Source organism: Uliginosibacterium gangwonense DSM 18521 (assembly GCF_000373965.1).
In the GTDB taxonomy this organism is placed as follows: Bacteria; Pseudomonadota; Gammaproteobacteria; order Burkholderiales; family Rhodocyclaceae; genus Uliginosibacterium; species Uliginosibacterium gangwonense.
The window spans coordinates 142,183-167,053 of record NZ_KB892864.1; the positions used below are offsets into that span (position 1 = coordinate 142,183).

Annotated in this window: 22 protein-coding genes; 15 read left to right on the forward strand and 7 right to left on the reverse strand. The window is 59.2% G+C overall.

Annotated features, from left to right (window positions below):
- Position 1: 1 nt before the first annotated feature.
- The gene (locus B145_RS0118145; RefSeq protein ID WP_018609249.1) at positions 2 to 847 is read left to right on the forward strand and encodes a phosphotransferase family protein; all 846 of its coding nucleotides are present in this window, start codon (positions 2 to 4) and stop codon (positions 845 to 847) included.
- Here the strand turns inward: B145_RS0118145 and B145_RS0118150 are convergent.
- From B145_RS0118150 to B145_RS0118165, 4 genes are read right to left on the reverse strand one after another with little or no spacing between them, the layout of a single operon-like run.
- Positions 844 to 2,004: a glycosyltransferase family 4 protein gene (locus B145_RS0118150; protein WP_018609250.1), complete on the reverse strand. Its 1,161-nt coding sequence runs from the start codon at positions 2,002 to 2,004 to the stop codon at positions 844 to 846. The genes B145_RS0118145 and B145_RS0118150 overlap by 4 nt on opposite strands.
- Positions 2,004 to 2,390, reverse strand: a complete 387-nt coding sequence (locus B145_RS0118155; protein ID WP_018609252.1) for a diacylglycerol kinase — start codon at positions 2,388 to 2,390, stop codon at positions 2,004 to 2,006. Before B145_RS0118155 ends, B145_RS0118150 begins: the two co-directional genes overlap by 1 nt.
- Positions 2,357 to 3,559: a glycosyltransferase gene (locus B145_RS0118160; RefSeq protein ID WP_245541889.1), complete on the reverse strand. Its 1,203-nt coding sequence runs from the start codon at positions 3,557 to 3,559 to the stop codon at positions 2,357 to 2,359. The genes B145_RS0118155 and B145_RS0118160 overlap by 34 nt, the downstream gene beginning before the upstream one ends.
- A 4-nt stretch (positions 3,560 to 3,563) precedes the next feature.
- Positions 3,564 to 4,346 (reverse strand): UDP-2,3-diacylglucosamine diphosphatase, encoded by a 783-nt coding sequence (locus tag B145_RS0118165; protein ID WP_018609254.1) that lies wholly within the window; start codon positions 4,344 to 4,346, stop codon positions 3,564 to 3,566.
- Positions 4,347 to 4,609: 263 nt separating this feature from the next.
- On the opposite strand from B145_RS0118165, the gene B145_RS0118170 reads away from it, so the two are divergent.
- Positions 4,610 to 5,785: an acetyl-CoA C-acetyltransferase gene (locus B145_RS0118170; RefSeq protein WP_018609256.1), complete on the forward strand. Its 1,176-nt coding sequence runs from the start codon at positions 4,610 to 4,612 to the stop codon at positions 5,783 to 5,785.
- 94 nt (positions 5,786 to 5,879) lie between these two features.
- Here B145_RS0118170 and dnaE read toward each other — a convergent pair whose 3' ends face one another.
- Complete coding sequence (dnaE, locus tag B145_RS0118175; protein ID WP_018609257.1) at positions 5,880 to 9,404, reverse strand: DNA polymerase III subunit alpha; 3,525 nt, start codon at positions 9,402 to 9,404, stop codon at positions 5,880 to 5,882.
- 68 nt (positions 9,405 to 9,472) lie between these two features.
- Between dnaE and B145_RS29540 the strand changes: the two genes are divergently transcribed.
- Genes B145_RS29540 through hycI form a run of 12 tightly spaced genes read left to right on the forward strand, consistent with a single transcriptional unit; the run spans position 9,473 to position 21,072 of the window.
- Positions 9,473 to 9,601, forward strand: coding sequence for a hypothetical protein (locus tag B145_RS29540; protein WP_281167675.1), 129 nt, complete (start codon positions 9,473 to 9,475; stop codon positions 9,599 to 9,601).
- A 27-nt stretch (positions 9,602 to 9,628) separates the two neighbouring features.
- Positions 9,629 to 10,393, forward strand: a complete 765-nt coding sequence (locus tag B145_RS29565) for a 4Fe-4S dicluster domain-containing protein (protein ID WP_018609260.1) — start codon at positions 9,629 to 9,631, stop codon at positions 10,391 to 10,393.
- Between the two features lies 1 nt (position 10,394).
- The gene (gene hyfB / locus B145_RS0118190) at positions 10,395 to 12,410 is read left to right on the forward strand and encodes a hydrogenase 4 subunit B (protein WP_018609263.1); all 2,016 of its coding nucleotides are present in this window, start codon (positions 10,395 to 10,397) and stop codon (positions 12,408 to 12,410) included.
- A gap of 10 nt (positions 12,411 to 12,420) precedes the next feature.
- On the forward strand, positions 12,421 to 13,359 hold the full coding sequence (locus tag B145_RS0118195) for a respiratory chain complex I subunit 1 family protein (protein WP_018609264.1): 939 nt from the start codon (positions 12,421 to 12,423) through the stop codon (positions 13,357 to 13,359).
- Positions 13,360 to 13,378: 19 nt separating this feature from the next.
- Positions 13,379 to 14,818, forward strand: a complete 1,440-nt coding sequence (locus B145_RS0118200) for a hydrogenase 4 subunit D (protein WP_018609266.1) — start codon at positions 13,379 to 13,381, stop codon at positions 14,816 to 14,818.
- A 13-nt stretch (positions 14,819 to 14,831) separates the two neighbouring features.
- Positions 14,832 to 15,482: a hydrogenase 4 membrane subunit gene (hyfE, locus tag B145_RS0118205; RefSeq protein ID WP_026259272.1), complete on the forward strand. Its 651-nt coding sequence runs from the start codon at positions 14,832 to 14,834 to the stop codon at positions 15,480 to 15,482.
- 6 nt (positions 15,483 to 15,488) lie between these two features.
- Complete coding sequence (locus B145_RS0118210) at positions 15,489 to 17,093, forward strand: hydrogenase 4 subunit F (protein WP_018609269.1); 1,605 nt, start codon at positions 15,489 to 15,491, stop codon at positions 17,091 to 17,093.
- 29 nt (positions 17,094 to 17,122) lie between these two features.
- Positions 17,123 to 18,838: a hydrogenase large subunit gene (locus tag B145_RS0118215; protein ID WP_018609272.1), complete on the forward strand. Its 1,716-nt coding sequence runs from the start codon at positions 17,123 to 17,125 to the stop codon at positions 18,836 to 18,838.
- Positions 18,839 to 18,847: 9 nt separating this feature from the next.
- Positions 18,848 to 19,399: a hydrogenase 4 subunit H gene (hyfH, locus tag B145_RS0118220; RefSeq protein ID WP_018609275.1), complete on the forward strand. Its 552-nt coding sequence runs from the start codon at positions 18,848 to 18,850 to the stop codon at positions 19,397 to 19,399.
- Positions 19,399 to 20,190, forward strand: coding sequence for an NADH-quinone oxidoreductase subunit B family protein (locus B145_RS0118225; RefSeq protein ID WP_018609276.1), 792 nt, complete (start codon positions 19,399 to 19,401; stop codon positions 20,188 to 20,190). The genes hyfH and B145_RS0118225 overlap by 1 nt, the downstream gene beginning before the upstream one ends.
- Entirely contained in the window at positions 20,190 to 20,597 is a 408-nt protein-coding gene (locus tag B145_RS0118230; RefSeq protein WP_018609277.1) for a formate hydrogenlyase maturation HycH family protein, read from the forward strand. The genes B145_RS0118225 and B145_RS0118230 overlap by 1 nt, the downstream gene beginning before the upstream one ends.
- Entirely contained in the window at positions 20,590 to 21,072 is a 483-nt protein-coding gene (gene hycI, locus B145_RS0118235) for a hydrogenase maturation peptidase HycI (protein WP_018609278.1), read from the forward strand. The genes B145_RS0118230 and hycI overlap by 8 nt, the downstream gene beginning before the upstream one ends.
- A gap of 68 nt (positions 21,073 to 21,140) precedes the next feature.
- Here the strand turns inward: hycI and B145_RS0118240 are convergent, their stop codons facing one another.
- Both B145_RS0118240 and B145_RS0118245 read right to left on the reverse strand, forming a co-directional pair.
- Positions 21,141 to 21,809 carry a hypothetical protein gene (locus B145_RS0118240; protein ID WP_018609279.1) on the reverse strand — a complete coding sequence of 223 codons (669 nt, stop codon included), beginning with the start codon at positions 21,807 to 21,809 and terminating at the stop codon, positions 21,141 to 21,143.
- An 88-nt stretch (positions 21,810 to 21,897) separates the two neighbouring features.
- A complete protein-coding gene (locus B145_RS0118245; protein ID WP_018609281.1) occupies positions 21,898 to 23,964 on the reverse strand; it encodes an alkaline phosphatase family protein in 2,067 nt (688 codons plus the stop codon).
- Positions 23,965 to 24,099: 135 nt separating this feature from the next.
- Between B145_RS0118245 and B145_RS26230 the strand changes: the two genes are divergently transcribed.
- Positions 24,100 to 24,738 (forward strand): acyl carrier protein phosphodiesterase, encoded by a 639-nt coding sequence (locus B145_RS26230; RefSeq protein ID WP_018609282.1) that lies wholly within the window; start codon positions 24,100 to 24,102, stop codon positions 24,736 to 24,738.
- Positions 24,739 to 24,871: the final 133 nt, after the last annotated feature.

Sequence of the window (24,871 nt, forward strand, 5' to 3'; positions counted from 1 at the left end):
CATGGCTACCTCCACTCTCAATTTGCAACGCATTGCACAGGGACGCACGGCCGAGATATTCGCTTGGGATGAATCGCGGATTCTCAAGCTCTACTTCCAGCACTTTCCGCCGCAGGTCGTCAGCCACGAGGCCCACATCAACCGGCTGCTGGCCTCAAGCCGGCTCCCGATGCCACACCTGCACGAAGAAGTGGTTGTCGACGGACGCCACGGATTGATATTTGATCGTGTGGAGGGGCCGACCTGTCTGCACCGTCTGACCAAAGCGCCCTGGCAGGTCGCCACCATCATCCATGACATGGTCAAGCTTCAGCAGGAGATCAACCAGCGCACTGCACCACCTGAACTGCCCTCGCTCAATGAATATCTGCGCAAGAACATCCGGCGCGCCCCACTGCTCAGCGAGACAGAACGCAAGCATATCCTCCTGCACCTGGACCAGCTTCCAGCAGGGAACACCTTATGTCATTTTGATTTCCATCCCGACCAGATCATCATGACTGCCCGTGGCCCGATGGTGATCGATTGGCCAAATGCCGTGCGCGGAAGTCCGGTTGCCGATCTCGCCCGCACCTGGATCATGCTGGCCATGTCCGCGCCTCCGGGCACGGGGCCTCTGGCAAGGCGCATGCTCTCCATCGCCCAGCTCTTCGTTTCCCGCCAATACCTCGCACGTTACCTGGGCAACACTGCAATGGGGTGCGGGCGTGATGACTTCAGAGCATGGCTGCTGCCCGTGATGGCCGCACGGCTCAGTGAAGGGATCAAGGAAGAACAGGACGCCCTGCTTGGGCATATCCGCCATTTATTACGGAGCAAGGATTTTTCCGCCTTCCTTTTCTATTAAGCAGCCGTTTGCACTTCCCCAAGACGCCCCTCAGAAGCGGCCAGCAGATTCGACTCAAACTCACCAATCACCGCATCCCAACTGATTTGCGCCACACGCGAGGCTGCAGCCTCGCGGCAGATTTGACGCAAGGACGCATCTTGCGCCATACGTACCGCTGCGGCGATAAAAGCCTTCTCGTTGCCCGCCTCAACAGTCAGGCCGTTCTGGCCGTCGGAAATCAGCTCGGCGGCGGCAGCATCATGGTAGGCCACCACGGCAAGGCCGCTGGCCATGGCTTCGGGTACGACATTGCCATAGGTTTCGGTCAGACTCGGGAACAGAAAGATATCCGCACTGGCATAACTCGTAGCCAGCACCTCCCCACTCTGTGCCCCCGTAAAGATGTGGCCAGGATTGGCACGCTCCAACCCGGCCCGCGAAGGACCATCGCCCACCCACACCATGCGACTGGTGGGTGCAACATTGGCCAGGGCCGCGTATGCCCGCGCTGCCAGCTTCAGATTTTTCTCGGGCGCCAAGCGCCCCACGTTAATGACAACCAGATCATTATCACCAACGCCCCAGCTTTTGCGTAGCTCGGTACTCCTACGCGAGGGATTGAAAAGCTGTGCATCAATGCCACGCCCCAACAGACGCGCACCGGGTACCTGCGCACGGGTCAGGCTGTCCACCAATGCGGTGGTAGGCGCCATAGTGGTGAGCGTACGCCGATGGAATCGGCGCAACCATGCACTGATCAAAGGGCCGATCAGTCGCGCACCGTAATGCTTGCTGTAACCATCGAAATGAGTATGGTAGCTTGATGTCACGGGAATACCCATATGGCGTGCCGTGCGCAAGGCTGACCAGCCCAGAGGGCCTTCGGTCACGGCATGAACCACGTCAGGGCGCTGTGCCTGCCACAACTCGCGCAACACCCGATCTGCAGGCATGCCAAATTGCAGATCCTTATAGCCCGGCAAAGGCAGGCCACGCACCAGGGTCTCGTTGCCGGCATCCTGATTCTGCTCATTGCGCTGGCGTGGCCGCACCACGTGAACAGCATGGCCACGCGCGCGCAGACCCTTGGTCAGACGTGCCATGGTCAGCGCAACACCATTGACCTCAGGCGGCCACGTCTCGCTGACAAGGCTGATGCGCAGGGATTGTGTCATCAGAATTCTCCAATCAGGATGCAGGCCCACACAGCCAGCACATTGATGAGTGCGATCAGTACAGAAGCACTGCCAATATCCTTGGCCCGCTTGGATAGCTTGTGATGCTCCAGGCTGACGCGGTCAACCGTGGCTTCAATGGCCGAATTGATCAATTCCACAATCAGCACCAGCAAGACACTGGCCACCATCAGCGCATGCGCAGTCGGCGACAAATGCAACCACAGGCGCAGTGCCACGGACACCGGGATCAATACCAAGGCGAGAAACACCTCCTGCCGGAAAGCATCTTCAAGCCGATAAGCATCGGCAATGCCGTCGATGGAATAATGCAGGGCGTTCCACAGGCGGGTCAGGCCGGTCTTTCCTTTGAATGGGCTTTCCATGTGCTTTCAGTCGAATTGGTGCGGTTAACAAGTTGGCGGTAAAGATCGGCAAGGCGGGCAGTCAGCGTTTCGTCCGACCAACTGGTTGCCCAGGCACGTCCATGCGTGCGCATCTGCATGCGCAAACCAGGGTCAGAAGCAACCTTGACCATGGCCGCAGCAAAGGCTTCCAGTTCATCAGGAGGGGCAATGGCACCCGACTCTTCAACCAGAATGTCACAGGTACCCATCTTGGCAAGTGCAACAACCGGGAGTCCGGCTGCCATGGCTTCGAGCAGGACCAAGCCCTGTGTTTCGGTATGCGAAGCAAATACAAACATATCGGCAGCGGCATAGCAGTCGGGTAATTCATGAGTGCGGTCCAGATAACCCACAAACCGCACGGCATCGCCCACGCCCTGGCTGCGTGCATGTTCCTGCAAGCCATGCAGCGCTGGGCCTTCGCCCGCCACAAGCAGCATCAGGCGCGGCTGACTCCGCAGTGCAATGCGCGTGGCATCAATCAGGAAATCGATATTCTTCTCATAGGCAGCGCGGCCAACATACAGTGCAACGGGTCGATCATGCGCAATTTGGTAGTGCTGGCGGAAACGCTCACGGTCACCGTGCGAGAAACGTCCCAATGGGATGCCTGTGGGAACAATATGCATCGGGGATGTAACGCCGTATTCAAGCAGACGCTCGCGCATCTGGCTAGAAGGAACAATGACCGCATCCAGCTCATTACATTGGCGCCGGGAGATATTGCGTGCCAGCGACTTCGTCCACGATGCCGGAACAAACGGAGCGTAATGCTGGAGGTATTCCTCAAACAAAGTGTGGTAACTGGACACCACCGGCAGGCGAAGTTTGCGTGCAGCAGCCACCCCTGCACCATGCGCCGAGAAAGGCGTCTGGATATGCACGACATCACATTGGGCTGCGGCACGAATCGCCTGCTGGCGGAAGAAACCGGGGCGGACGAAGCGATCTTCACGATCCATCGGCACCGTCCAACCCGGCAAGCGTATGACATTTTCCTCTTCATCCTCTCCGCCCTTGGTGTAGCGCGGAGCAATCAGCGTACTGGCAACGCCTTGCGCAGGCAGTTGCTGGCGATAAGTCTGGATGGCCGTGGAGACACCGTTGACGCGTGGGAAATAAACGTCAGAGAGCATCAATATGCGCACGAGATCAGTTCTCCTCAGTAAAGAGATCGGCGGTGGCGTCCTGCCCCAAAGGAGCCTCCACCCAGGTGACAAGTTCCAAACGGCCATCGAAGTGTTCGACAATGCCGGTACAGCTATCGACCCAGTCACCACAATTGACGTAGGTCACGCCTTCTATGTCGCGGATAGCCGCCCAGTGAATATGGCCGCAGACCACCCCGTGCATCTCGCGTGCAGCGGCGGCACGGATCACGTTGCGTTCAAAATCGAAAATGAACTCCAGCGCGGTTTTGACTTTTCGCTTGGCATAACCCGCCAAAGACCAGTAACCGGTAATGCCCATACAACGACGCACAAAAGACAACCAGATATTGATGCTGACCAACATGTTGTAAGCCGCATCGCCCAGCACGGCCACCCATTTGTGATAGCGCGTGACCTGATCGAATTCGTCGCCATGGATAAGCAGCAGACGTTTGCCATCTGCCGTCTCATGGACCCACTCTTTTTCTACCCGGATGTCACCAAAGCGGGTTCCACAATAGGCACGCACCGCTTCATCATGGTTCCCCGGAACAAACACCACCTGCTCACCGTGGCGGGCTCGACGCAACACTTTCTGTATCACCGTGTTATGCGTTGGGCGCCAGGCAAGGGAGCGCTTCATGGCCCAGAAATCCACGATATCCCCAAGCAGATACAGGTGATCGGCCGGATATTCGCGCAAAAAATCCAGTAGGCGCTCGGCCTGACAGGCCTTGGTGCCCAGATGGATATCAGAAAGAAAGACAGATCGTACGTGTGGCATAGGCACATTCTGTCGTGACCATGTTGCACTACCGTGACATGTCATTGACACTGTGATTGCCTACCCTTTGGTCGGCGCCAAACGGCATGCCTGCCCGAATGGGGAGGCCGTCTTGCGGCCGAAAGGCGCTAAGATTGAGACCGTTCGTTCGCTGGCAACCCCGGATGTTGTCGAGCTTCCCGTGATTGCGAGGAGGGGGCGCTCAACAGGGTCTGGAGTGCCTTCCCTAATAAGACAGCTATGCCTGATGCAAGGAGCGCAACATGGAAAATGTGGTAATCGTGGCAGCCGCACGCACTGCAGTTGGAAAATTTGGTGGTAGCCTCGCCAAAGTGGCCCCGGCGGAACTGGGGGCGACCGTAATCCGGGGCCTGCTGGCCAAGACCGGGGTGGCGGGTGACCAGATCAACGAAGTGATCCTCGGGCAGGTACTCACTGCGGGCCAAGGGCAAAACCCTGCCCGCCAAGCCGTGATCCGCTCCGGGCTGCCTGAGGCCGTGCCGGGGATGGGCCTCAACAAGGTCTGCGGCTCCGGGCTCAAGTCTGTCATCCTCGCTGCCCAGGCCATCCGTTGTGGCGATGCCGATATTATTATTGCGGGCGGCCAGGAGAACATGTCAGCCAGCGCGCATATCCTGAATGGGTCACGCGACGGCTTCCGCATGGGGGATGCCAAACTCATCGACACCATGATCAACGATGGCCTATGGGATATATACAATAATTACCACATGGGCATCACGGCGGAAAACCTTGCCAGGAAGTATGCCATCACCCGTGAAGACCAGGATATTTTTTCTGTCGCTTCCCAGAACAAGGCTGAAGCCGCGCAAAAGGCAGGCAAGTTCAAGGATGAAATCATCCCCGTGGTCATCCCCAGCAAGAAGGGGGATATCGTGTTCGACACGGATGAATTCATCAAGGCAGGGGTCACGCTTGAGTCCCTCGCGTCTCTGAAGCCTGCTTTTGACAAGGCCGGCACGGTCACTGCGGGTAATGCCTCAGGCATCAATGATGGTGCTGCGGCAGTCATGGTCATGAGTGAGCGCCGTGCCAAGGTGCTGGGGCTCCCGATTCTGGCACACATCAAATCCTATGCCTCGGCGGGGGTTGACCCGGCAATCATGGGGATCGGCCCGGCCCCCGCTACACGATTGGCGCTACAGAAAGCGGGCTGGAGCGCGGATGAACTGGATGTCGTAGAGGGCAACGAAGCCTTCGCAGCGCAAGCCATTGCCGTGAATCGGGAACTCGGTTGGGATGCCAGCAAGATCAACCCCAACGGAGGTGCAATCGCCATTGGTCACCCGATCGGGGCTTCGGGCTGCCGTATCCTGGTGACATTGCTGCATGAAATGCAACGGCAGAATGCCAAGAAGGGACTTGCCACCCTGTGCATCGGCGGGGGNATGGGCGTAGCCCTGACTGTTGAACGCTAGCACGCTAAGGCATCAATAAAAACAGGGCCGCCTATGCGCCGCCCTGTTCTTGCTTCATTCAAAATATCGACGCGGCAGTACATCAGCCGAATAATCAGTTGTAAATAATCTCCACCGATGGCGTGGACAACCACTCACGCAAGCCTTCGATCAAAGAATCCTCCAAGCGTACACGCCACCCTTCACCCAGCGGCAAATCCCCCTCTGCCATACTGTTAGCATAGTGGACACGGATCGGGCACCCCCCTTCATCGCGGCTCCCTCGGTAGCCTTCGAGCAAACCCTGCAAGCGGTCGACGGCCTTTTGGGCGCCACCACTCTTGCCGACTTCACCATTGATGCGCAGATTGAGCAGCCTTGCAAAGCGCCCTCGCGCCTCGCCCAAGGTCATCACTTTGTCGGCAACTACGCGCAAGCCACCACGGAATTCATCTGCACTGGCCTTGCCTTCCACAATCAATACTTCATCGGCATTGATCTTGTTCTTGGCCGCATCCAGCACCTCTGAATAAATGGTGACTTCGATCTGTGCGGTGCCGTCATCCAGGGTCACGAATGCCATCTTGCCCCGGTTGCCCATCTTGGTGCTGAAGGCCGACACCACCCCTGCCAGCGTCTGGGGTTCCCATCGCGCTTCGATGCGAGAGAGTGGCGTGCGCACAAAACGCCGCACCTCATCCTTATAGCTGTTGAAAGGATGGCCGGAGAGAAAGAAGCCGATGGCGATTTTCTCTTCCGCCAGCTGTTGCCGCTCGGTCCAAGGCGTGGCTTCGTTGTATTCCGGCGCAATCGAGCTGCCCTCACCCGGCATATCGAAAAGCCCACACTGCCCGGCGCTGGCAGCGGCCTGATCGGCGGCTTCCATGGCGATCCCTGAGCTGGCAATGAGCTTGGCACGGTGCGGACGGCCATCCGGCGTGAGTGGCGCAATAGCATCCAGCGCACCTGCGCGGATCAGTGCTTCCAACACACGGCGGTTAACGGCCCGACGGTCCACGCGGGCGCAAAAATCGAAGAGATCGCTGAACGCCCCTCCTTCCTTGCGTGCCGCCAGGATGCTGTTGACTGCAGGCTCGCCCACCCCTTTGACTGCGCCCAGACCATACCGAATCGTCTTCGGGTCGGTGGGTTCGAAGCGGTAGGCCGACATGTTTACGTCGGGCGGCAGGATGGTGATCTTGTTCTCAAGCGTATCTTCAAAGAAGATCTTCACCGTGTCGGTGTTGTCCATATCCGAAGACATGGTTGCCGCCATGAAGGCCGCGCAGTGATGCGCCTTGAGCCACGCCGTATGGTAGGTCACCACCGCATAGGCGGCCGTGTGCGACTTGTTGAAGCCGTACTCGGCAAACTTGGTCATCAGGTCGAACAGGTGTTCGGCCAGCGCTGGGTCGTAACCCTTCTTGGCCGCGCCTTCGGCAATCGTGGCGCGGTGCTTGGCCATTTCCTCGGCCTTTTTCTTCCCCATGGCCCGGCGCAGCATGTCCGCGCCACCCAAGGTGTAGCCCCCGATGATCTGGGAAATCTGCATCACCTGTTCCTGATACACGATCACGCCATAGGTGGGCTCCAGGCAGGCTTTCAGATCCGGGTGGAAATAGTCGATCTCCTGCTTGCCCTGTTTGCGCAGGATGAAGTCATCCACCATCCCGGAGCCCAGCGGGCCTGGACGATAGAGCGCCAGCACGGCGATGATGTCTTCGAAGCGGTCCGGCCCCAGCTTTTTGAGGAGCTTTTTCATCCCGTCCGATTCAACCTGGAAGATTGCCGTGGTGTTGGCATCCTTCAGAATCTGGTAGGCGGCCGGGTCTTCAAAGCCCAGCGCCATCAGGTCAAGCCGCTCTCCGGTCATGCGCTCAATGTATTGCAGCGCCAATTCGATAATCGTCAAGTTGCGCAGGCCCAGGAAGTCGAACTTCACCAAGCCAACCTGCTCCACGTCGTCCTTGTCGAACTGGGAAACGGTAGAAGCATCCGCACCATCCGCCAGATAGATCGGGCAGAAATCGGTGATCTTGCCCGGCGCAATCAGCACGCCCCCGGCGTGCATGCCCACGCCCCGGGTCATGCCTTCAAGGGGCAGCGCCAACTCCCACAGCTCGCTGACCGATTCGCCATCCCCCTCGTCCGCCATCATTTCTTCGATGGCCGGTTCTTTCTCACGCGCTTCAGCCAAACCCAAGGGCTTGTTCTGTTCCACGGGGATAAGCTTGGAGAGCTTGTCACACAGGCCGTAAGGCAAATCAAGCACACGCCCGACGTCGCGCACCACGGCCTTGGAAGCCATGGTGCCAAAGGTGGCGATCTGGCTCACGGCGTCATGGCCATAGCGGTCACGCACATAGTCGATCACGCGATAGCGGTTTTCCTGGCAGAAGTCGATGTCAAAGTCAGGCATCGACACCCGCTCGGGGTTCAGGAAGCGCTCGAACAGCAGCGCATACGCGGTGGGGTCCAAGTCCGTGATCTTGAGCGAGTAGGCGACGAGCGACCCGGCACCCGACCCCCGGCCTGGCCCGATAGGCACGCCATTGCGCTTACCCCATTGGATAAAGTCTGCCACGATCAGGAAGTAGCCCGGGAAACCCATCTGGACGATGGTATCCAGCTCAAACTTGAGGCGCTCCAGGTAACGCGGGCGCTGTGCCTTCAACTCTTCCGTGTTCGGGTAGAGCGTGCTCAAACGTTCTTCCAGGCCGCGATGTGCTTCCTGGATCAAGAAGTCATCCAGGCTCATGCCCTCTGGCGTGGGGAACTGTGGCAGATAGTTTTTGCCCAGGATGATTGAAAGCGAGCAGCGCTTGGCGATTTCGACACTGTTCTCCAATGCCTCGGGCAAATCGGCAAACAGGGCCTGCATTTCGGCCTGAGTCTTAAAATATTGTTCATCCGTGAACAACTTCGGGCGGCGTGTATCGGCCAGGGTATAGCCTTGGGCAATGCACACCCGCGCCTCGTGGGCCTTGAAGTCTTCACGCTTGAGGAACTGGATCGGGTGTGTGGCCACTACCGGCAAGCCCAGCTCATCCGCCAGCGCCACTGCCGCATGGATATAGGTTTCGGTACCCGGATGCCCCGCCCGTTGCACTTCTATATAGAAGGCATCGGGGAAGCGCTGCATCCAGTCTTGCGCCAATGCTGTCGCCGCTTTGCCATTGCCTGCCGCCAAGGCAGCGCCAATATCCCCCGGCATGGCCCCGGACAGGCAGATGAGGCCCGAAGCAGTCTCCGGGGTCAGCCACTCGCGGCGCAGCTCGGCGCGGCCATGATGCTTGTTCTCCAGAAACGCCCGCGAGAGCAACTCACAGAGCTGGCGATAGCCCTCACGATGCCGACAGATCAGCATGATGCGGAAGGGCTTGGCGGGGTCTGTCTCGTTACTCAGCCATGCATCCACCGCAGTGATCGGCTTGATGCCTTTGCCCCGGCATCCTTTGTAATGCTTGACCATCCCGAAGAGGTTGGCCAGGTCAGAGATGCCGAGTGCGGGTTGTCCGTCGGCTGCGGCAGCAGCCACCACATCATCAATGCGCGTAATACCGTCTTCAATAGAAAACTCGGTATGCAGGCGCAAATGGACGAAGGCGGGGGTCTGGGGGGTAAGCGTGCTTGATTCCATGCTCTGAATTTTACAGGGTTGTCGCCCCAACTGCTTGGCCGATTCCATAGGCGATGAGACAAAGCAAGATGAGCGGCCGAACCACGGTGTCGAAGTGTCGCCACGCCACGCCGATCTCGACACTTTTGCCGACGCGGCACCGACAGATCGACATCTGGTTCATCGACACCCAGCCTGCCAAAAATTCACACCATTGAATTTTCACGCTTTTTGGCCCAGCCGCCATGTCCCTGACACGCTTAGGGGCACTGGCATGGAACCTGCACTACAGCCATGACGCGCCCGTTGTAGGCGCATGGCAATGCCGTTCCATCCCTCATGAGGAACATAAGTGTGATGAACCAGCTCAGAGCGATCCATTTGATCGCTTGTATGAAGAAAACCGAGTCGGGGGCCGGGCAATGAACCGCTTCGTCATCGCAGAGCCCAAGCTCTGCATCGGCTGTAATACCTGCATGGCCGCTTGTAGCATGGAGCACAAGGCAGTGGGCCTGCAGTCCGCACCCCGGCTGACGGTGACCCGTACCGCCGAGGGAACCGCGCCCATCATGTGCCGCCACTGTGAGGATGCGCCCTGCGCCCGGGTCTGCCCGGTCAAGGCAATCACCCACGAGGATGGTGCGGTCGTGCTCAATGAAACCATCTGCGTCGGCTGCAAGCTCTGCGCAATCGCCTGCCCCTTCGGCGCGATCACCCCGCATGGCACCAGCACTGCCGGGGTGGCGGGCACGCATCCGAATGCCCCCACGCAACCCTCTACCCTCAGCCCCTTGCTGCGCTGGGAGATGGGGGTACGCAATGTGGCCGTCAAGTGTGACCTGTGTGACTTCCGGGAAGACGGCCCCGCCTGCATCAAGAGCTGCCCGACCAAGGCCATCTTCATGGTTGATCCCCAAGCACTTGCTGAATCGAACGCTTCCAAGCGCGCCGCCTCGGCACTGAACCTGGGTGAGAACCTGAGCTTCATCAACCCGACGGAGCACGACTGACATGAATTCTCTTGAGCTCCTCCTGCTATCCGTGCTGCTCTACATGGGCAGCGCCTTACTGTCCCTGTTGTGCTCGCGCGTCGAACGCACCGCCATCAACCTCTGCGGCATCGGCGGCATGGCCGCAGGTGTTGCCGGTCTGGCTGCCAGTCTGCCAGTGCTGCTCTCAGGCCACGGCATGAGCGCCAACCTCGGTGGGCCGTTTGCCTTTGCCGAATTCACCGTGCGCCTGGACCCGCTGGCCGCCTTCATGGTCTTTGTGATCTCGCTACTGGCCACGATCACCTCGCTGTACTCGCTCTCCTATGTGCGGGAATACGAAGGGCGCGGTGCCTGGGCGATGGGCTTTTTCATGAACACCTTCATTGCCGCGATGGTGGCGCTGATGGTGGTCGACAACGCCTTCTACTTCCTCGTCTTCTTCGAGATGATGTCGCTGGCCTCCTACTTCCTGGTGGTGTTCGACCAACATGACGAAGCAGTCAGCGCAGGCTTTCTCTACTTCCTGATCGCCCATGCCGGATCGGTGCTGATCATGGGTGCCTTCTTCATTCTCTACACCTGCAGTGGCAGCATGGCGTTTGAATCTTTCCGCCAACTGCATCTGTCGGCACCATTGGCTTCCATTGTGTTCCTGCTGGCCTTCTTCGGCTTTGGCGCCAAGGCCGGGATCATCCCGCTGCACAGCTGGCTGCCCCGCGCCCACCCAGCCGCACCCTCTCACGGCTCGGCACTGATGTCCGGCGTGATGGTCAAGGTCGGTGTGTTCGGGATCATCAAGGTAGGGATTGATCTGCTCGGCGCCACCTCCGCATGGTGGGGGCTGGTGGTGCTGGGTTTTGGCGCCATCTCCGCCGTGCTGGGTGTGCTCTATGCGCTGGCTGAGAAAGATGCCAAGCGCCTGCTGGCCTACTCCAGCGTGGAAAACGTCGGCATCATCCTGATGGGTGTGGGCGTAGGCATGATCGGGATTGCCACCGGCCGCCCGGCACTGGGCATCCTCGGCCTGCTGGGGGCGCTCTACCACCTCATCAACCACGCCGTATTCAAGGGCCTGCTGTTTCTTGGCGCAGGGTCGATCCTCTTCCGCACCCATACCAAGGACATGGAAAAGCTCGGTGGCCTGGGGCGTCTGATGCCCTATACCGCTGCGGCCTGTCTGGTTGGAGCCATGGCGATTTCCGCCCTGCCCCCGCTGAACGGGTTCGTGAGCGAATGGTTCACCTATCAATCCCTGTTCTCGATGAGCCTCGACGGTGGCTTTGCCTTCCGTCTGGCGGGTCCGGTCGCCGTCGTCATGCTGGCGATCACTGGTGCGCTGGCTGCGATGTGCTTCGTCAAGTTCTACGGATTGATCTTCTCCGGCAAGGCACGTAGCGAGCATGCGGCCCACGCACACGAAGCCCCGGCTGCCATGACCTGGGCCATGGGCTTGTTGGCCCTGATTGCCATTGCACTGGGTCTGTGCGCACCGCTGGTTGCCCCGATCATTACCCGGATTGCCAGTTCGCTGGTCGGTCACGGCGCACTCGCGGTTGCCCAAGGCACCGTCGTGTTCCCGGGAGACCCGGCACAGGCCACGCTCTCCACGCCGTTGATTGCCATTCTGCTACTGGCTGCGCCGATCCTAGCCATCCTGATTATCGGGGTGTTCAAGGGCGAACGCCTGGGTCGCCGCCACGGTGGCCCTGCCTGGGCCTGCGGCTACGAACAGGAAGATCGGATGCGGGTATCTGCCGACGGTTTTTCGAAACCGGTGAGCCATATGTTCGACGCTTTGTTCCGTCTGCGCAGCGCCCTGGACCCGGCACCCTGCCTGCATGCCTCACTGCAACGGGTGATTGCCGGTGCTACACGCGTTGAACCGATGTGGGAAGACAAAGTGATTTCCCCCATTGTGCGTGTGGTCCAGTGGATCGGCACCAAGGTGCAGTGGCTACAACATGGTGACTTCCGTATCTACTGCCTCTATGTGGTGGCGGCCCTGGTTGTCTTCTTGATGATTGCGGTTGCATAAGGAGCCCAGCATGCTGAACCTACAATCGATTCCGTTGGCACTTCTGCAAGCGCTGGTGCTGTTGGCCTTGACCCCGTTGATGACCGGCATCTCGCGCCAGATGCGTGCCAAGATGCACTCGCGGCGTGGCCCTGGCGTGCTGCAGGACTACCGTGACTTTTTCAAGCTGCTCAAGCGTCAGGATGTGGCCCCGGCGGACTCCGGCCTCGTCTTCCGCGCGGCACCCTATGTGATCTTCGGCACCATGTTCGCTGTGGCCATGGCCTTGCCAGTCTTTACCCACTTCTCACCGCTGGGGGTGATGGCAGACCTGATCACCTTCACCTACCTGTTCGGCCTGAGCCGTTTCTTCTTCTCGCTCTCAGGGATTGACTCCGGCAGCTCCTTCGCTGGTCTGGGCGCTTCGCGGGAAAGCACGCTGGGGGTGTTGGTCGAGCCGATCATGATCCTCTCGCTCCTGGTTGTGGCGCTGATCGAAGGCTCCACCAACCTGGGCAGCATCAGCGCTTCGATTGCCGGGGGCTATGCCAAGTCACCCACGGCCATCGTCCTGGCGATGCTGGCATTCGGCTTCGCGGTATTCATCGAAATGGGCAAGCTGCCTTTCGACATGGCCGAAGCCGAACAGGAACTGCAGGAAGGCCCACTGACCGAGTACTCCGGCAGTTCCCTGGCCCTGCTCAAAACGGGTCTGGGACTCAAGAAGGTTGTGATGGCGCAATTCTTCATCGGCGTATTCCTGCCGATCGGAGCAGCCACCACGCCTGACACCTTCTCTGCCGTGCTTGCCGTCATCGTCGTGCCTCTGCGGCTGGCGGTGGTCTTCCTGCTGGCATCTCTGATTGAGAACAGCATGGCACGCGGACGCTACATGCTGACCCCGCGAGTAACCTGGGTGGGATTCGGCGTTGCCGCCCTGGCTTTCGTGTTCTATCTGGCGGGCCTCTGAGGATTCAAGGAAAAAGATGATGCAAACACTTGCTCTCGCCACCATTCTGCTTCCCTTCGTCGGCGCGGCGCTCACCCTGCTGGCCCCCAAGACGGCTGCAAAATGGCTTGGTCAGCTCTTTGCCTTGGCGGCCACCATCAGCGTGGCCACCTTGGGCTATCAGTTCCACCTTGCTGGGCAGATGCCTTCAACCGTGGACCTGATCAAAATAGGTGACACCACCCTGTTCGGCCTCACCTTCGATTCGATCAGCACCCTGATCGGCTTCGCGGTCGTTTTCCTCGGCCTGCTGGTCTGTGTGTATTCCTCGGCCTATCTCTCCGAAGGCAACCGGGAACACCCACATGAAGGTCGCCCACGCTACTATGCCTACCTGCTGGTCTTCATCGGCGCCATGGCTGGGCTGGTGTTCTCCTCCACGCTTGTCGGGCAATTGTTCTTCTTCGAAATCACCGGCGCCTGCTCCTGGGGCCTGATCGGTTATTACGAGAAACCCAAGGGTCTGCGTGCTGCAATCAAGGCTTTGCTGATCACCCACATCGGCTCCATTGGCCTGTATGTCGCAGCTGCGTGGCTGTTCTCGGCCACCGGCACCTTCTCGCTCTCTTCGATGGCTGGGCTGGATGAGACGGGCAAGCTGGTTGTTATGTTCGGCATCCTCTTCGCCGCCTGGGGCAAGTCGGCACAATTGCCCTTGCATGCCTGGCTGCCGGAAGCGATGGAAGCACCGACACCGATCTCCGCCTACCTGCACGCCGCCTCCATGGTGAAGGTTGGGGTTTATATCTTCGCCCGTGGCATCATCTCGATGGGCAATGTGCCGCATATTGTTGGCACAGTCGGCGTCATCATGGCGATCATCACCCTGCTGTATGGCTTTGCAATGTATCTGCCGCAGAAGGATCTCAAGCGTCTGCTGGCGTATTCGACCATCACCCAGTTGTCCTACATCTTCCTGGCTTTGTCGCTGTCGATCTTCGGTTCTGAGCTGGCGCTGAAGGGGGGCATTGCCCACATCTTCAACCATGCTTTTGCCAAGAGTCTGTTCTTCCTCGTGGCCGGGGCTTTCAGCTATACCTGTGGCACGCGCCTGCTCCCTTCCTTGCGAGGCGTCATCAGTCGTCTGCCACTGTTGGGGGTGAGCTTCTGCGTAGCCGCCATGGCGATTGCCGGGGTGCCGCCTTTCAACGGCTTCTTCAGCAAGTACGCCATCTTCGCTGCCGGTTTCAACCTGTCGCATCAGTTCATCCTGCTGTTGCCGCTGATGATTCTGGCGCTGACCGAATCGGTAGCCAGCTTTGCCTGGTTCCTGAACTGGTTTGGCAAGGTTGTGCCAGGTAAGCCCTCCGCTGAAGTGGCTGCAGCCCAACCCGTCCCCCTGCCCATCAAGCTTGTCCTCGTGGTCCTGATCATCATGACCCTGTGCTCAAGCTTCATTGCAGCCTCCTGGCTTGGATAACGGAGAAAACACCGTGACCGGAACCTTGATCGTCAACAATCTCGCTGGCCTGCTCATCGTCACATCGCTGATGGTGATCGGCGCCAAGCGCCCGACCTCTTCGGCATTGCTGTATGCCCTGCAGTCCCTTGTGCTGGTGGCCATCTTCCTGGCACTGGCGGTGACCAAGCAGGCTGAGGAACTCTACCTCTGGTCGATCACCTCGCTTGTCACCAAGGTCGTGCTCGTGCCATACGTGATGTATCGCGCCCTGGGCTCACTGCGTGACCCGGAGGCCGATGGCAGCATCCTGAGCATGCCCTGGATGATGCTGGCTGCAGCCATTACCGTACTGGCCTCCTTCCTGGTGCTTGATTCCGTGCGCCTGCCAGCCATCACCGATCTCAAGCCCGCCTTGGGCGTGTCGCTGGCGCACTTCTTCCTGGGGTTGCTGTGCATCGTCACCCAACGCAACATCCTCAAGCAGATCTTCGGCTACTGCCTCATGGAAAACGGCGCGCACCTCACATTGGCGCTGATGGCCTACAAGGCACCGGAACTCGTTGAAATCGGGATCGCGACCGATTCGATCTTCGCCGTGGTGATCATGACTCTCATCGCCCGCAAGATCCATCGCACACTGAACACGCTCAACGTAAACCAACTCACGGCGTTGAAGGGCTGACCCAAAATGACTTCATCGGAATTGCTTGTCACTCTGTTATCCGTACCGCTGGCTTGCTCGCTGTTCGCCTTCGCCACGCGCTGGGCGGGCGACGCAGCGCGCCAACTGGCCACGGCAGCCCATCTGTTCAGCATCGTGGTCGTGGGGGGGCTCGCCCTGTTGGCCGCCAGCAAGGTACTGCTGGGCACCCCGCTCATCGCAGGCAATCATTGGCTCTACATCGATAGCCTGGGGGCGATCTTCCTCGGGCTGGTCGGAGTGGTCGGTTGCCTCACTGGCGTGTATTCCATCGGCTACATGAGCCACGAACTGGAACATGGCGAAATCGACACGGCCACGCTGTGCAACTACTATGGTTTCTTCAACCTGTTCCTCTTCACCATGTTGCTGGCCGTCACCGCCAACAACCTGATCATGATGTGGGTCGCCGTGGAAGCCACCACCCTGGGTTCGACCTTCCTGGTCGGCCTGTACGGGCAGCGTTCCTCGCTGGAAGCCGCGTGGAAATACATCATCATCTGCACGGTGGGCGTGGCATTCGGCCTGTATGGCACGGTATTGATCTATTCCAACGCTGCCAGCGTGATGAGCCAGCCTGAAGGAGCAATCTTCTGGACGGTGGTGTTGGAAAACGCCAAGTCGCTTGACCCGACGCTGGTGCACCTGTCCTTCGTGTTTGCGCTGATCGGCTTTGGCACCAAGGCCGGGCTCTTCCCGATGCATGCCTGGCTGCCAGATGCCCACAGTGAAGCACCGAGCCCCACCAGTGCGCTGCTGTCTGCCGTGCTGCTCAACTGCGCGCTGCTCATCATCATCCGCTACTACATCCTGGTGTCCAAAGCGATTGGCCCGGCCTTCCCGCAGACCCTGCTGATGGTGCTTGGCATCCTTTCGATTGCTGTGGCTGCGTTCTTCATCATTGTGCAGCGTGACATGAAGCGCCTGCTGGCCTATTCCTCGGTGGAAAACATGGGCCTGATCGCCCTGTCACTCGGCATCGGCGGTCCGCTGGGCGTACTGGCAGCATTGTTCCACACCATCAATCACAGTCTGGCCAAGGCCCTGCTGTTCTGTGGCTCGGGCAACATCCTGATCAAGTACGGCACACGCGATCTAGACGCCGTCAAAGGCGTCCTCAAGGTCGCTCCGATCACCGGCATCCTGATCACTGCTGGCGCACTTGCCCTGGGTGGGCTGCCCCCCTTCAACGTATTTGTGAGCGAATTCTTCGTCATCACCGCCGGGATCAAAGCCGGGCACCCCGTTTTGATGATAATTTGCCTGCTGTTGCTGACAGTGGTGCTGGCCGGGTTGGTCCGCATGGTCGCCAGTACGGTGTTCGGCCCCAGCCCGGAAGCCGTGCAAAAAGGGGAGCTGGGTGCACTCACCTTGCTGCCGATGGCTGTGCTGCTGGTACTGATGCTGGTGATGGGGACCTGCGTACCGCAATCAGTGAGGCAACTTGTAGCCCACGCAACCAGCGTGGTGCTCAATAGCGATGAACAGCCTGATACCCAGATGGCACTGCCCTGGCAGAGCCCTGAACAAGGCAAAAAAGATGAAAAGGCTGAAGTCTCAGCCGCCTCCGCCCCTGTGGCGGCAGGCATTTGAGCTGGCAGCACGCGAGGAGAATGAAGCATATGTCCGTATCAGGTGAAACCAGGATAGGCCGCAACTACGTCGAAGGGCTGCGGCAAAAATTCCCCGCCGCCGTCATTGACGAAGCGTGGCAGACTGCCGATCAGGTGACCGTCACGGTCCAGCTCGGCTCACTGCCCGAAGTGGTGGAGTGGCTGTATTACGATCAAGGCGGCTGGCTGTCAGTGCTGTTCGGCAACGACGAGCGCCCGCTCAACGGCAATTTTGCCGTGTACTACGTGCTGTCGATGGAAGGGCTGGTCAAGAGCTGGGTGGTGGTTCGCGCCCTGGTCGACCCGATTGCCCAGGAGTTCCCCTCCGTCACGCCGCGTGTCCCCGCCGCCGTGTGGGGTGAGCGCGAAGTATTCGACATGTACGGTCTGCGCCCAATCGGCATCCCGGATGAACGCCGTCTGGTATTGCCGGACGATTGGCCCGAAGGCCTGCATCCGCTGCGCAAGGATTCGATGGGCTACCGCGACCGTCCGGCGCCTACGACCGATACGGAAACCTACAAGTTCATCAACGACAGCAAGGGTTCCACCACCGACGTTCCGCTGGGGCCATTGCACATCACCTCTGACGAACCGGGCCACTTCCGCCTGTTCGTGGATGGTGAAGACATCATTGATGCCGACTACCGCATGTTCTACGTGCACCGGGGCATGGAAAAGCTCGCTGAAACCCGCATGGGTTATGACGAGGTCACCTTCCTCTCGGACCGTGTCTGCGGCATCTGCGGCTTCACCCACAGCGTGGCCTATACCACCTCGGTGGAAAATGCCCTGGGCATTAAAGCTCCTCCGCGTGCGCAAGCCATCCGTAGCGTTTTCCTGGAAGTGGAACGTCTGCACAGCCACCTCTTGAACCTCGGGTTGGCCAGCCACTTCGTGGGCTTTGATACTGGCTTCATGCAATTCTTCCGTGTGCGCGAAAAATCGATGACCATGGCCGAGTTGCTCACCGGTGCCCGCAAGACTTACGGGGTCAACCTGATTGGCGGCGTGCGGCGTGACATCCTCAAGGATCAGCGTACCGCCACTATCAAGCTGTGCGGCGAATTGCGCACCGAAGTTGCCGCCCTGGTCGATATGCTGCTGGAAACGCCGAACCTCGCCCAGCGTACCGCCGGGATTGGCCGCCTGGACCCGAAAGTGGCACGCGACTACAGCCCCGTTGGCCCGCTGGTCCGTGCCAGCGGCTTCAAGCGCGACATCCGTGCCGACCACGCCTACGCTGCGTATCCGGGTCTGCCGATGGAAGTGCACACTGCCGATGGTTGCGACGTGCTCTCCCGCGTGCTGATCCGCGCCAAGGAATTCTTCGATTCCATCAACATGATCGAATATGCGCTGGCCAACATGCCGGAAGGCCCGATCCTGATTGAAGGCTTTGACTACCAGCCGCATCGCTTCGCGCTGGGTTTTGCCGAAGCGCCGCGTGGTGAAGACATCCACTGGAGCATGACAGGCGACAACCAGAAGCTTTACCGCTGGCGCTGCCGTGCGCCAACGTATGCCAACTGGCCACCACTGCGTTACATGCTGCGTGGCAACACCGTGTCCGATGCGCCGCTGATTGTGGCCAGTATCGACCCGTGCTACTCCTGTACCGACCGCGTGACCCTGGTGGATGTGCGCAAGCAGAAGTCCACCACCGTGGCTTACAAGGAATTTGAGCGTTACGGGCGCGAGCGCAAGAGCTCGCCGCTGAAATAAGGGGCTGAAATGTTCAAGCTGTTCAAGACCATCCTGAAGGCGGGCGAAGCCACCACCAAGTACCCGTTTGCGCCCTTCCCCGTCAGCCCCGGCTTCCGGGGCAAGCCTGAACTGGACCCGACCCAGTGCATCAGTTGCGGTGCCTGCACCATCGCCTGTCCGGCCAACGCCCTCTCGATGGGGACGGACGCACAGGCGGGCACCCGCACCTGGGAACTCTTCCTGGGCCGCTGCATCTTTTGCGGCCGCTGTGAAGAAGTCTGCCCCACCCATGCGCTGGCGCTGACACCGGAATTCGAACTGGCCGTAGGCCGCCGTGAAGACCTCTTCCAGCGCGCCACCTTCAAACTCGAACCCTGTGCCGAGTGCGGGCAGCCCTTCGCCTCCCACAAGGAAGTCGACTACGCTCTGGCCCTGCTGGTGCAATCCGGCCTGCCCGCCGAAGAGGCCGAAGCGCAACGCACGCATCTGGCCACCTGCCCGGCCTGCAAGCGCAAACAGAATCTGGCTGACCCCAGCAAGGTCGCCCTCGGCCCGTATATCAACAAGGGGATGCTGTAATGAACGCCGCCAACCCGAATGCACTCATCATCGCGCCCGGCAACCATGTCCCTGTGCCGCTGAGCGAAAGCGAACAGATTGCCCAGCTCAAGAAAACGCTGCTCAAGGACATCCAGCGCTCGGCTTACGTCTATCGTGTGGACTGTGGCGGCTGCAACGGCTGTGAAATCGAGATCTTCGCTGCCATCACCCCGATTTTTGATGCCGAACGTTTTGGCATCAAGGTCGTCGCCTCGCCCCGCCACGCTGACATCCTGTTGTTCACAGGTGCAGTGACCCGGGCGATGCGCATGCCAGCGCTACGTGCCTATCAGGCCGCGCCCGACCCCAAGATCTGCATCTCCTACGGCGCCTGTGGCTGTGGCGGCGGCATTTTCCACGACCTGTATTGCGTGTGGGGCGGCACCGACAAGATTCTGCCCGTGGACGTCTACATCCCCGGCTGCCCCCCGACACCGCCCGCCACCATCTACGGTTTTGCGTTGGCGCTGGGGCTGCTCGGCCAGAAGCTCAAGGCCAACCACCATCAGGAAGGCGAATCCGAACTCGCACAGCCACGTTGGCCGGATATGCCGCTGGATCTGCGCGTACAGCTTGAACGCGAAGCCCGTCGTATGGCAGGATACCTGTATGGTCGTCAAATTGCCGATAAGTACATGAGCCTGCTGGATCTGAAGTCTCCGCAAGAATTCAATGCCCGTATCCGTGAATACCTCAAGCAGGAAGACGACCCGCGCCTGACCGAGATCTTCACCCGTCTAAACGACATCAGCGCTGCGGTACTGGGCTGATGGCAAGCAAGGTCGTCTTCTACGCGCTGAGCCAGAAGTTCCTCGAACGCGAGGAAGACATGCCCGCCGCTGCCAAGCAGGTGATGTACTACACCTTGGCGGTGGGCCACCACATTGGTGTGATCGATTGCCTCAAGCAAGTGCTGGCCTGCCCGCTGGATGGCTACCAGAACTGGATTGCCCGCCTGCCGGAAGGTGAAGCGCGGCGCAAGCTCGAAGGCCTGCTGCGCTTTGGCGAAATCAATATCGACGCGACCCATATCCACATGCTGGGGGCCGCACTCGATGGCATCAAGCCTCTGCTCAAAGCGGAAGAAGCCGAGTGGTCAGCCAGCCTCATGCGAGCATTGGCTGCGATTGAAGCTGAACCTGCCATGTATCTGATGGTGCGCCGCCGCGATGACTGAAGCTACCTGCCCCGCCAACCTGCTGCTCACCGTGGGGAATTCCATGATGGGCGACGACGGAGCTGGCCCCTATCTGGCTGAATTGCTCGAACAGAACCCCGCCAGTGACTGGGTCGTGGTCGATGGCGGCTCGGCCCCGGAAAACCACGCCCACCGCGTGCATGACCTGCGCCCGCAACGTGTGGTGATTGTGGATGCCACCGACATGGGGCTGGAGCCGGGTGAGATCCGCGTCGTGGATGAGCGCTGCATTGCCGACATGTTCATCATGACCACCCATAGTCTGCCGATCAGCTTCCTGATTGAACGCCTGCGGGAGTCCGTTGCAGAAGTCGTCTTTGTCGGGATTCAACCTGCTGTGGTCGCATACTCATTCCCGATGATGGACGTGGTCAAGCAAGCCGTTGAACACCTGCACGAACGTCTGCGCTCCGGCCAGGGGCTAGACGGGCTGGAGTGTCTGGTCGCAGCCTGAGGCTGCGCCAGCCCAAATCAATCAGTGCCACTCTTGGTTCAGCCAGAAATCACAAGAGTGGTATGTTCTCAATCCGCCTTGATATCCTCATCGGCATTGACGTGGGCATAGCCCTTGTCCTCAATCTGAAACACCGTTTTCAGTGAGACATGGCGGTCGATTTCCGTGATCTGCCAACGGACTTCGCCCTGCGCGTTGGCAATCAATACCGGCAGACGATATTCCTGACTCCAGCAGATGGAGCTGGCCTGCCCATCCACTTCCATCCGATACCATTGGCATTTAAAGGAAGCCTCCTGTTTGACGGGCGCTTCGCTCAAACGCTGCAACACATAAGGGCGCAAGGGTTTATTCACACCATGCGCCAGACCGAACCAGTCGGAGAACCGGCCAAGCTGGTACAGGCTGCTTCGGGACACATCGGTGCGCACCTGACGGGTGTGATCGAGCACAGAGATGCTCAGGTCGCCATCGCGCTGAGCTGTGGCATAGAGGTCCAGCTTGGCATCCGTGCGGCGACGCAAACGCGCCTGCCCATCGCGCCACACTTCAAGCTCATGCTTGCCGCGTGAATCCTGATAGCTGGCCTTGTAGTACAGGCTGGCAGGCTCCTGGCGTGCGGAAAAAACCTGCTCAAACTTCAAGCTGGGATTTGACACAACAGCCTGAGCGCCACCTTGCCACGCCATGAGGAGAAATGCAGCCCCCAAGGAGCCACGAACAAATTTTGAATTCATGAATACAGCATTCTAAAAGTAGCACACCACAAATAGATGAGCGATTCTGGTCGTTTGACCAGAATCGCTTTTCCTAGCTTACGGACTCTTACTGGCGAGTCACCTTGGCATAGTCAAAATAGGTATATTTCTTGCCTGCCTGAGTCAGGTTCTTGGTGACCAGATTAACGGAGTACGAACCCGTCAGGGCGGAATCCAGCGTGGCACCACTCGGGTCAAGCGGGCTCTGGAAGCTCAGACCACTGGTAGAAGACGCTGCACTCCCGGTGCCAGATTTCGGCGTCACATTTGAAGGATTCAGTGTGGGAATCAAAGACTCGTACAACACGCGACCATCGGCCTGCGGCAGGGTGGTACCCAGCAGGTAAGCCACGGTAGGCGCGACATCAACGTTGCCGGAGGGCAAGGTATTCTTCAGCCCGCTCTGGAACGAGGGCCCGTATGCAATCAAGGTATTGTGCACATCAATCGGGCTGAAACTGCCGTGCATGCCGCGATTGCCTTGGAAGCTTTCATACTCGATACCCGGCAGGCCATTGACGAGTTGGGTTTCGTTGAAGCTGAAGCTCACCACCACATCCGGCTGACCATTTCCCTTGCGCGATACGTTTTCCAGATTGATCGTCGACAACGGCAAAGTACCTGCCAGCGAACCGTAACGGCTATCGATAAAGACTGCGCCGTACTCTTCGCGTTTTTGCAGGAAGCTCACCAGCTTCTGCACAGTGGCCTGATCATGGCTGGGAACATAGAAATAATCGGAGCCACCATTGGCTGCAATCACGATCGGCTGATCGCCACTCGTTCCCGTTGGCAGTGTTGCAGGAACCTTGTAGGACTTGGTCTGGTAGGTTGTATTGGCCGTACCACACACAGAACCATCCGTATCGGTCAAGACCGGCAGAATGTTCGTGCCATCAGCCTTGATCCCGGCCATACCAGACTTCAGACAACCGCTGCCATCATAGACATGGGTGAAACCGGCGTGTGAGAGCAACTCGGCCGAACGGATATCACCCGAAGTCGAGAAGCCATTGGTCTGATCTACGCTACCCAAGGCCCCGGCAGAAATGGCACGCAAGGGGAACAGCGCCGTATCGCCGGAGACATTGCTATGTGCATGGTCAGACACCACAACGATGTTGGTGGTCTTGTCCAGCCCCAAACTCTGCAGTGTGGAGATCAAATCCCCCAAACGCGCATCCTGCGCCTGCAGCGCCAGCTTGTAGTTGGCCGAACCTGGGCCGTAGGAGTGCTCGGTCGAATCCGGATCGCGGAACCAGATCAGCGACAAATCGGGCTTCTTCTTCGGCAGGATGTAATTCAGATATACATCCATCATGTACTTGTTATCCGCTGTGGCTTTCGCCCCGCTGGAATCGGTCGGGTTGTTGGCCTTGACTCCATTGGATAGCGAGAACTGCACCGTGCCGGATTGCGCCGTCGGGTTGCCGTTGCCAGCAGCCAAGGTCACCGATCCAGCGGAATATGCATTGACCACGTTAGCGGGCAAGGCCAGATTGGCGGTTTGCAACTCGGTCACAAGGCTTTGCGGGAAGACCGTGTTTTCATCGAGGATGTAGCCGCCTTTCTTCATGTCCTGAATGAAAGCGGGGCCCGATTTCCCCACGGCAGCGGTAACCAGACCCTTGGCCTGGGCTGCCTGAAAGAGCGTTTGCACCATCAGCAACTGGTTACCATAGTAGGCATCCAGCGTGCTCAGAATTGACCAGTCTTCCGTGAACACCGGATCGGTGTAATCCGCAGCAGTGCCGCCCGCCCCCTTGCCAGAAGGGATCGTACCAGAGGCGCCTTGCGGTGGAGTCCAGAAGGTATTGCCGTAGAAGCCCGAAGTAGCCGGAAAGCTGCCAGTCGCGAACGAGGAGCCGTTCATCATCGTGAAGGTCGGATAGGTCGAGTGGTTATCCGAGAAATTCACCCCTTTCTGGCTCATGCTGTACAGATTGGGAGTATCCGTGGCATTCACCGAGTCGGGCCGCAAGCCGTCCCATACGAAAATGATCGTGCGCGTTGCGCTCGAAGTAGACGCCGCGGGCGTCGTCGAATCGCTCGGGCCACTTCCGGACCCGGAACACGCAACCAGGGCAACAGCGAACATCGATGTTGCCAAACCTCTCATCACAAAACGCTTCATTGGCGGTTTCCTTGTTATTTACGAGAATCAACACCATCTTACGGATCGTGTGTGATACCTCGATGACAGAGCCCCCTCTCTCCCCATGATCAGCGATCAACCGCCATTGCCACGCTCTGTGGCACACTCTCAGGCATGAACTGGCTGGCGCATCTCTACCTCTCCGAGCCCACCGTGGCCTTCCGCCTGGGCAACCTGATGCCCGATCTGCTTGCACAACCACGCTGGCAAGACCTGCCTGAGGCCGTGCAACGCGGTGCCCGCTGCCATCAGATGATTGATGCCTACACCGATGCGCATGCTGTCGTACGCCGCAGCATCGCCCGCATTGAACCGCCCCTGCGCCGTTATGGCGGCATCCTGGTGGATGTGTTTTACGACCATCTGTTCCTCTCCCGATGGTCAGACTACGCAAACCAGCCTTTTCCTGCGTTTGAAAACGAGATCTATCACGCCATCGACCATGCGGAACCCATGATCCCCGCCGACGCAGCAAGCCGCTTGATGCGCATGCGCCAGCACCGCTGGCTGGGCGAATACGCCAGCCTGGAGGGGATCGAGCAAACATTGCACAGGATTGGCGCACGCTTACGCAAACCTCAGGCACTAGGCGCTGGAGTCATCTTGCTGGAACGTGAATACGCCGAGTTTGCAGCAGATTTTGCGGAGTTCTTCCCTCAACTAATCTCCCGCGTGAGCAGCGAATACGCCCTTCCCCTCACACGGGGGACTCTCCCTCCGGCCTGCGCATCCCAGGCATCAGGCCACGCGTGATCCAGCCGACCAAGCGCTTGTACGCCTTGTTCGAGCTGCTCCAGAATATCCGGCAAGGGCATTTGCGGCTTGGGCAATCGGGGGCCTTTCGTCGACACAAAGGCACCGTTTAAGCCAAGCTTTATCCAAGATG

What these genes read in the sequence shown, in the direction of transcription:
- B145_RS0118215 (WP_018609272.1), top strand. Translation starts at nt 17,123, where the DNA reads ATGTCCGTATCAGGTGAAACCAGGATAGGCCGCAACTACGTCGAAGGG.
- B145_RS0118165 (WP_018609254.1), bottom strand. Translation starts at nt 4,346, where the DNA reads ATGCCACACGTACGATCTGTCTTTCTTTCTGATATCCATCTGGGCACC.
- B145_RS0118150 (WP_018609250.1), bottom strand. Translation starts at nt 2,004, where the DNA reads ATGACACAATCCCTGCGCATCAGCCTTGTCAGCGAGACGTGGCCGCCT.
- B145_RS0118230 (WP_018609277.1), top strand. Translation starts at nt 20,190, where the DNA reads ATGGCAAGCAAGGTCGTCTTCTACGCGCTGAGCCAGAAGTTCCTCGAA.
- B145_RS0118145 (WP_018609249.1), top strand. Translation starts at nt 2, where the DNA reads ATGGCTACCTCCACTCTCAATTTGCAACGCATTGCACAGGGACGCACG.
- B145_RS0118155 (WP_018609252.1), bottom strand. Translation starts at nt 2,390, where the DNA reads ATGGAAAGCCCATTCAAAGGAAAGACCGGCCTGACCCGCCTGTGGAAC.
- hyfB (WP_018609263.1), top strand. Translation starts at nt 10,395, where the DNA reads ATGAATTCTCTTGAGCTCCTCCTGCTATCCGTGCTGCTCTACATGGGC.
- B145_RS29565 (WP_018609260.1), top strand. Translation starts at nt 9,629, where the DNA reads ATGTCCCTGACACGCTTAGGGGCACTGGCATGGAACCTGCACTACAGC.
- dnaE (WP_018609257.1), bottom strand. Translation starts at nt 9,404, where the DNA reads ATGGAATCAAGCACGCTTACCCCCCAGACCCCCGCCTTCGTCCATTTG.
- B145_RS0118210 (WP_018609269.1), top strand. Translation starts at nt 15,489, where the DNA reads ATGACTTCATCGGAATTGCTTGTCACTCTGTTATCCGTACCGCTGGCT.
- B145_RS26230 (WP_018609282.1), top strand. Translation starts at nt 24,100, where the DNA reads ATGAACTGGCTGGCGCATCTCTACCTCTCCGAGCCCACCGTGGCCTTC.
- hycI (WP_018609278.1), top strand. Translation starts at nt 20,590, where the DNA reads ATGACTGAAGCTACCTGCCCCGCCAACCTGCTGCTCACCGTGGGGAAT.
- B145_RS29540 (WP_281167675.1), top strand. Translation starts at nt 9,473, where the DNA reads ATGAGCGGCCGAACCACGGTGTCGAAGTGTCGCCACGCCACGCCGATC.
- B145_RS0118225 (WP_018609276.1), top strand. Translation starts at nt 19,399, where the DNA reads ATGAACGCCGCCAACCCGAATGCACTCATCATCGCGCCCGGCAACCAT.
- B145_RS0118195 (WP_018609264.1), top strand. Translation starts at nt 12,421, where the DNA reads ATGCTGAACCTACAATCGATTCCGTTGGCACTTCTGCAAGCGCTGGTG.
- B145_RS0118240 (WP_018609279.1), bottom strand. Translation starts at nt 21,809, where the DNA reads ATGAATTCAAAATTTGTTCGTGGCTCCTTGGGGGCTGCATTTCTCCTC.
- hyfH (WP_018609275.1), top strand. Translation starts at nt 18,848, where the DNA reads ATGTTCAAGCTGTTCAAGACCATCCTGAAGGCGGGCGAAGCCACCACC.
- B145_RS0118200 (WP_018609266.1), top strand. Translation starts at nt 13,379, where the DNA reads ATGCAAACACTTGCTCTCGCCACCATTCTGCTTCCCTTCGTCGGCGCG.
- B145_RS0118245 (WP_018609281.1), bottom strand. Translation starts at nt 23,964, where the DNA reads ATGAAGCGTTTTGTGATGAGAGGTTTGGCAACATCGATGTTCGCTGTT.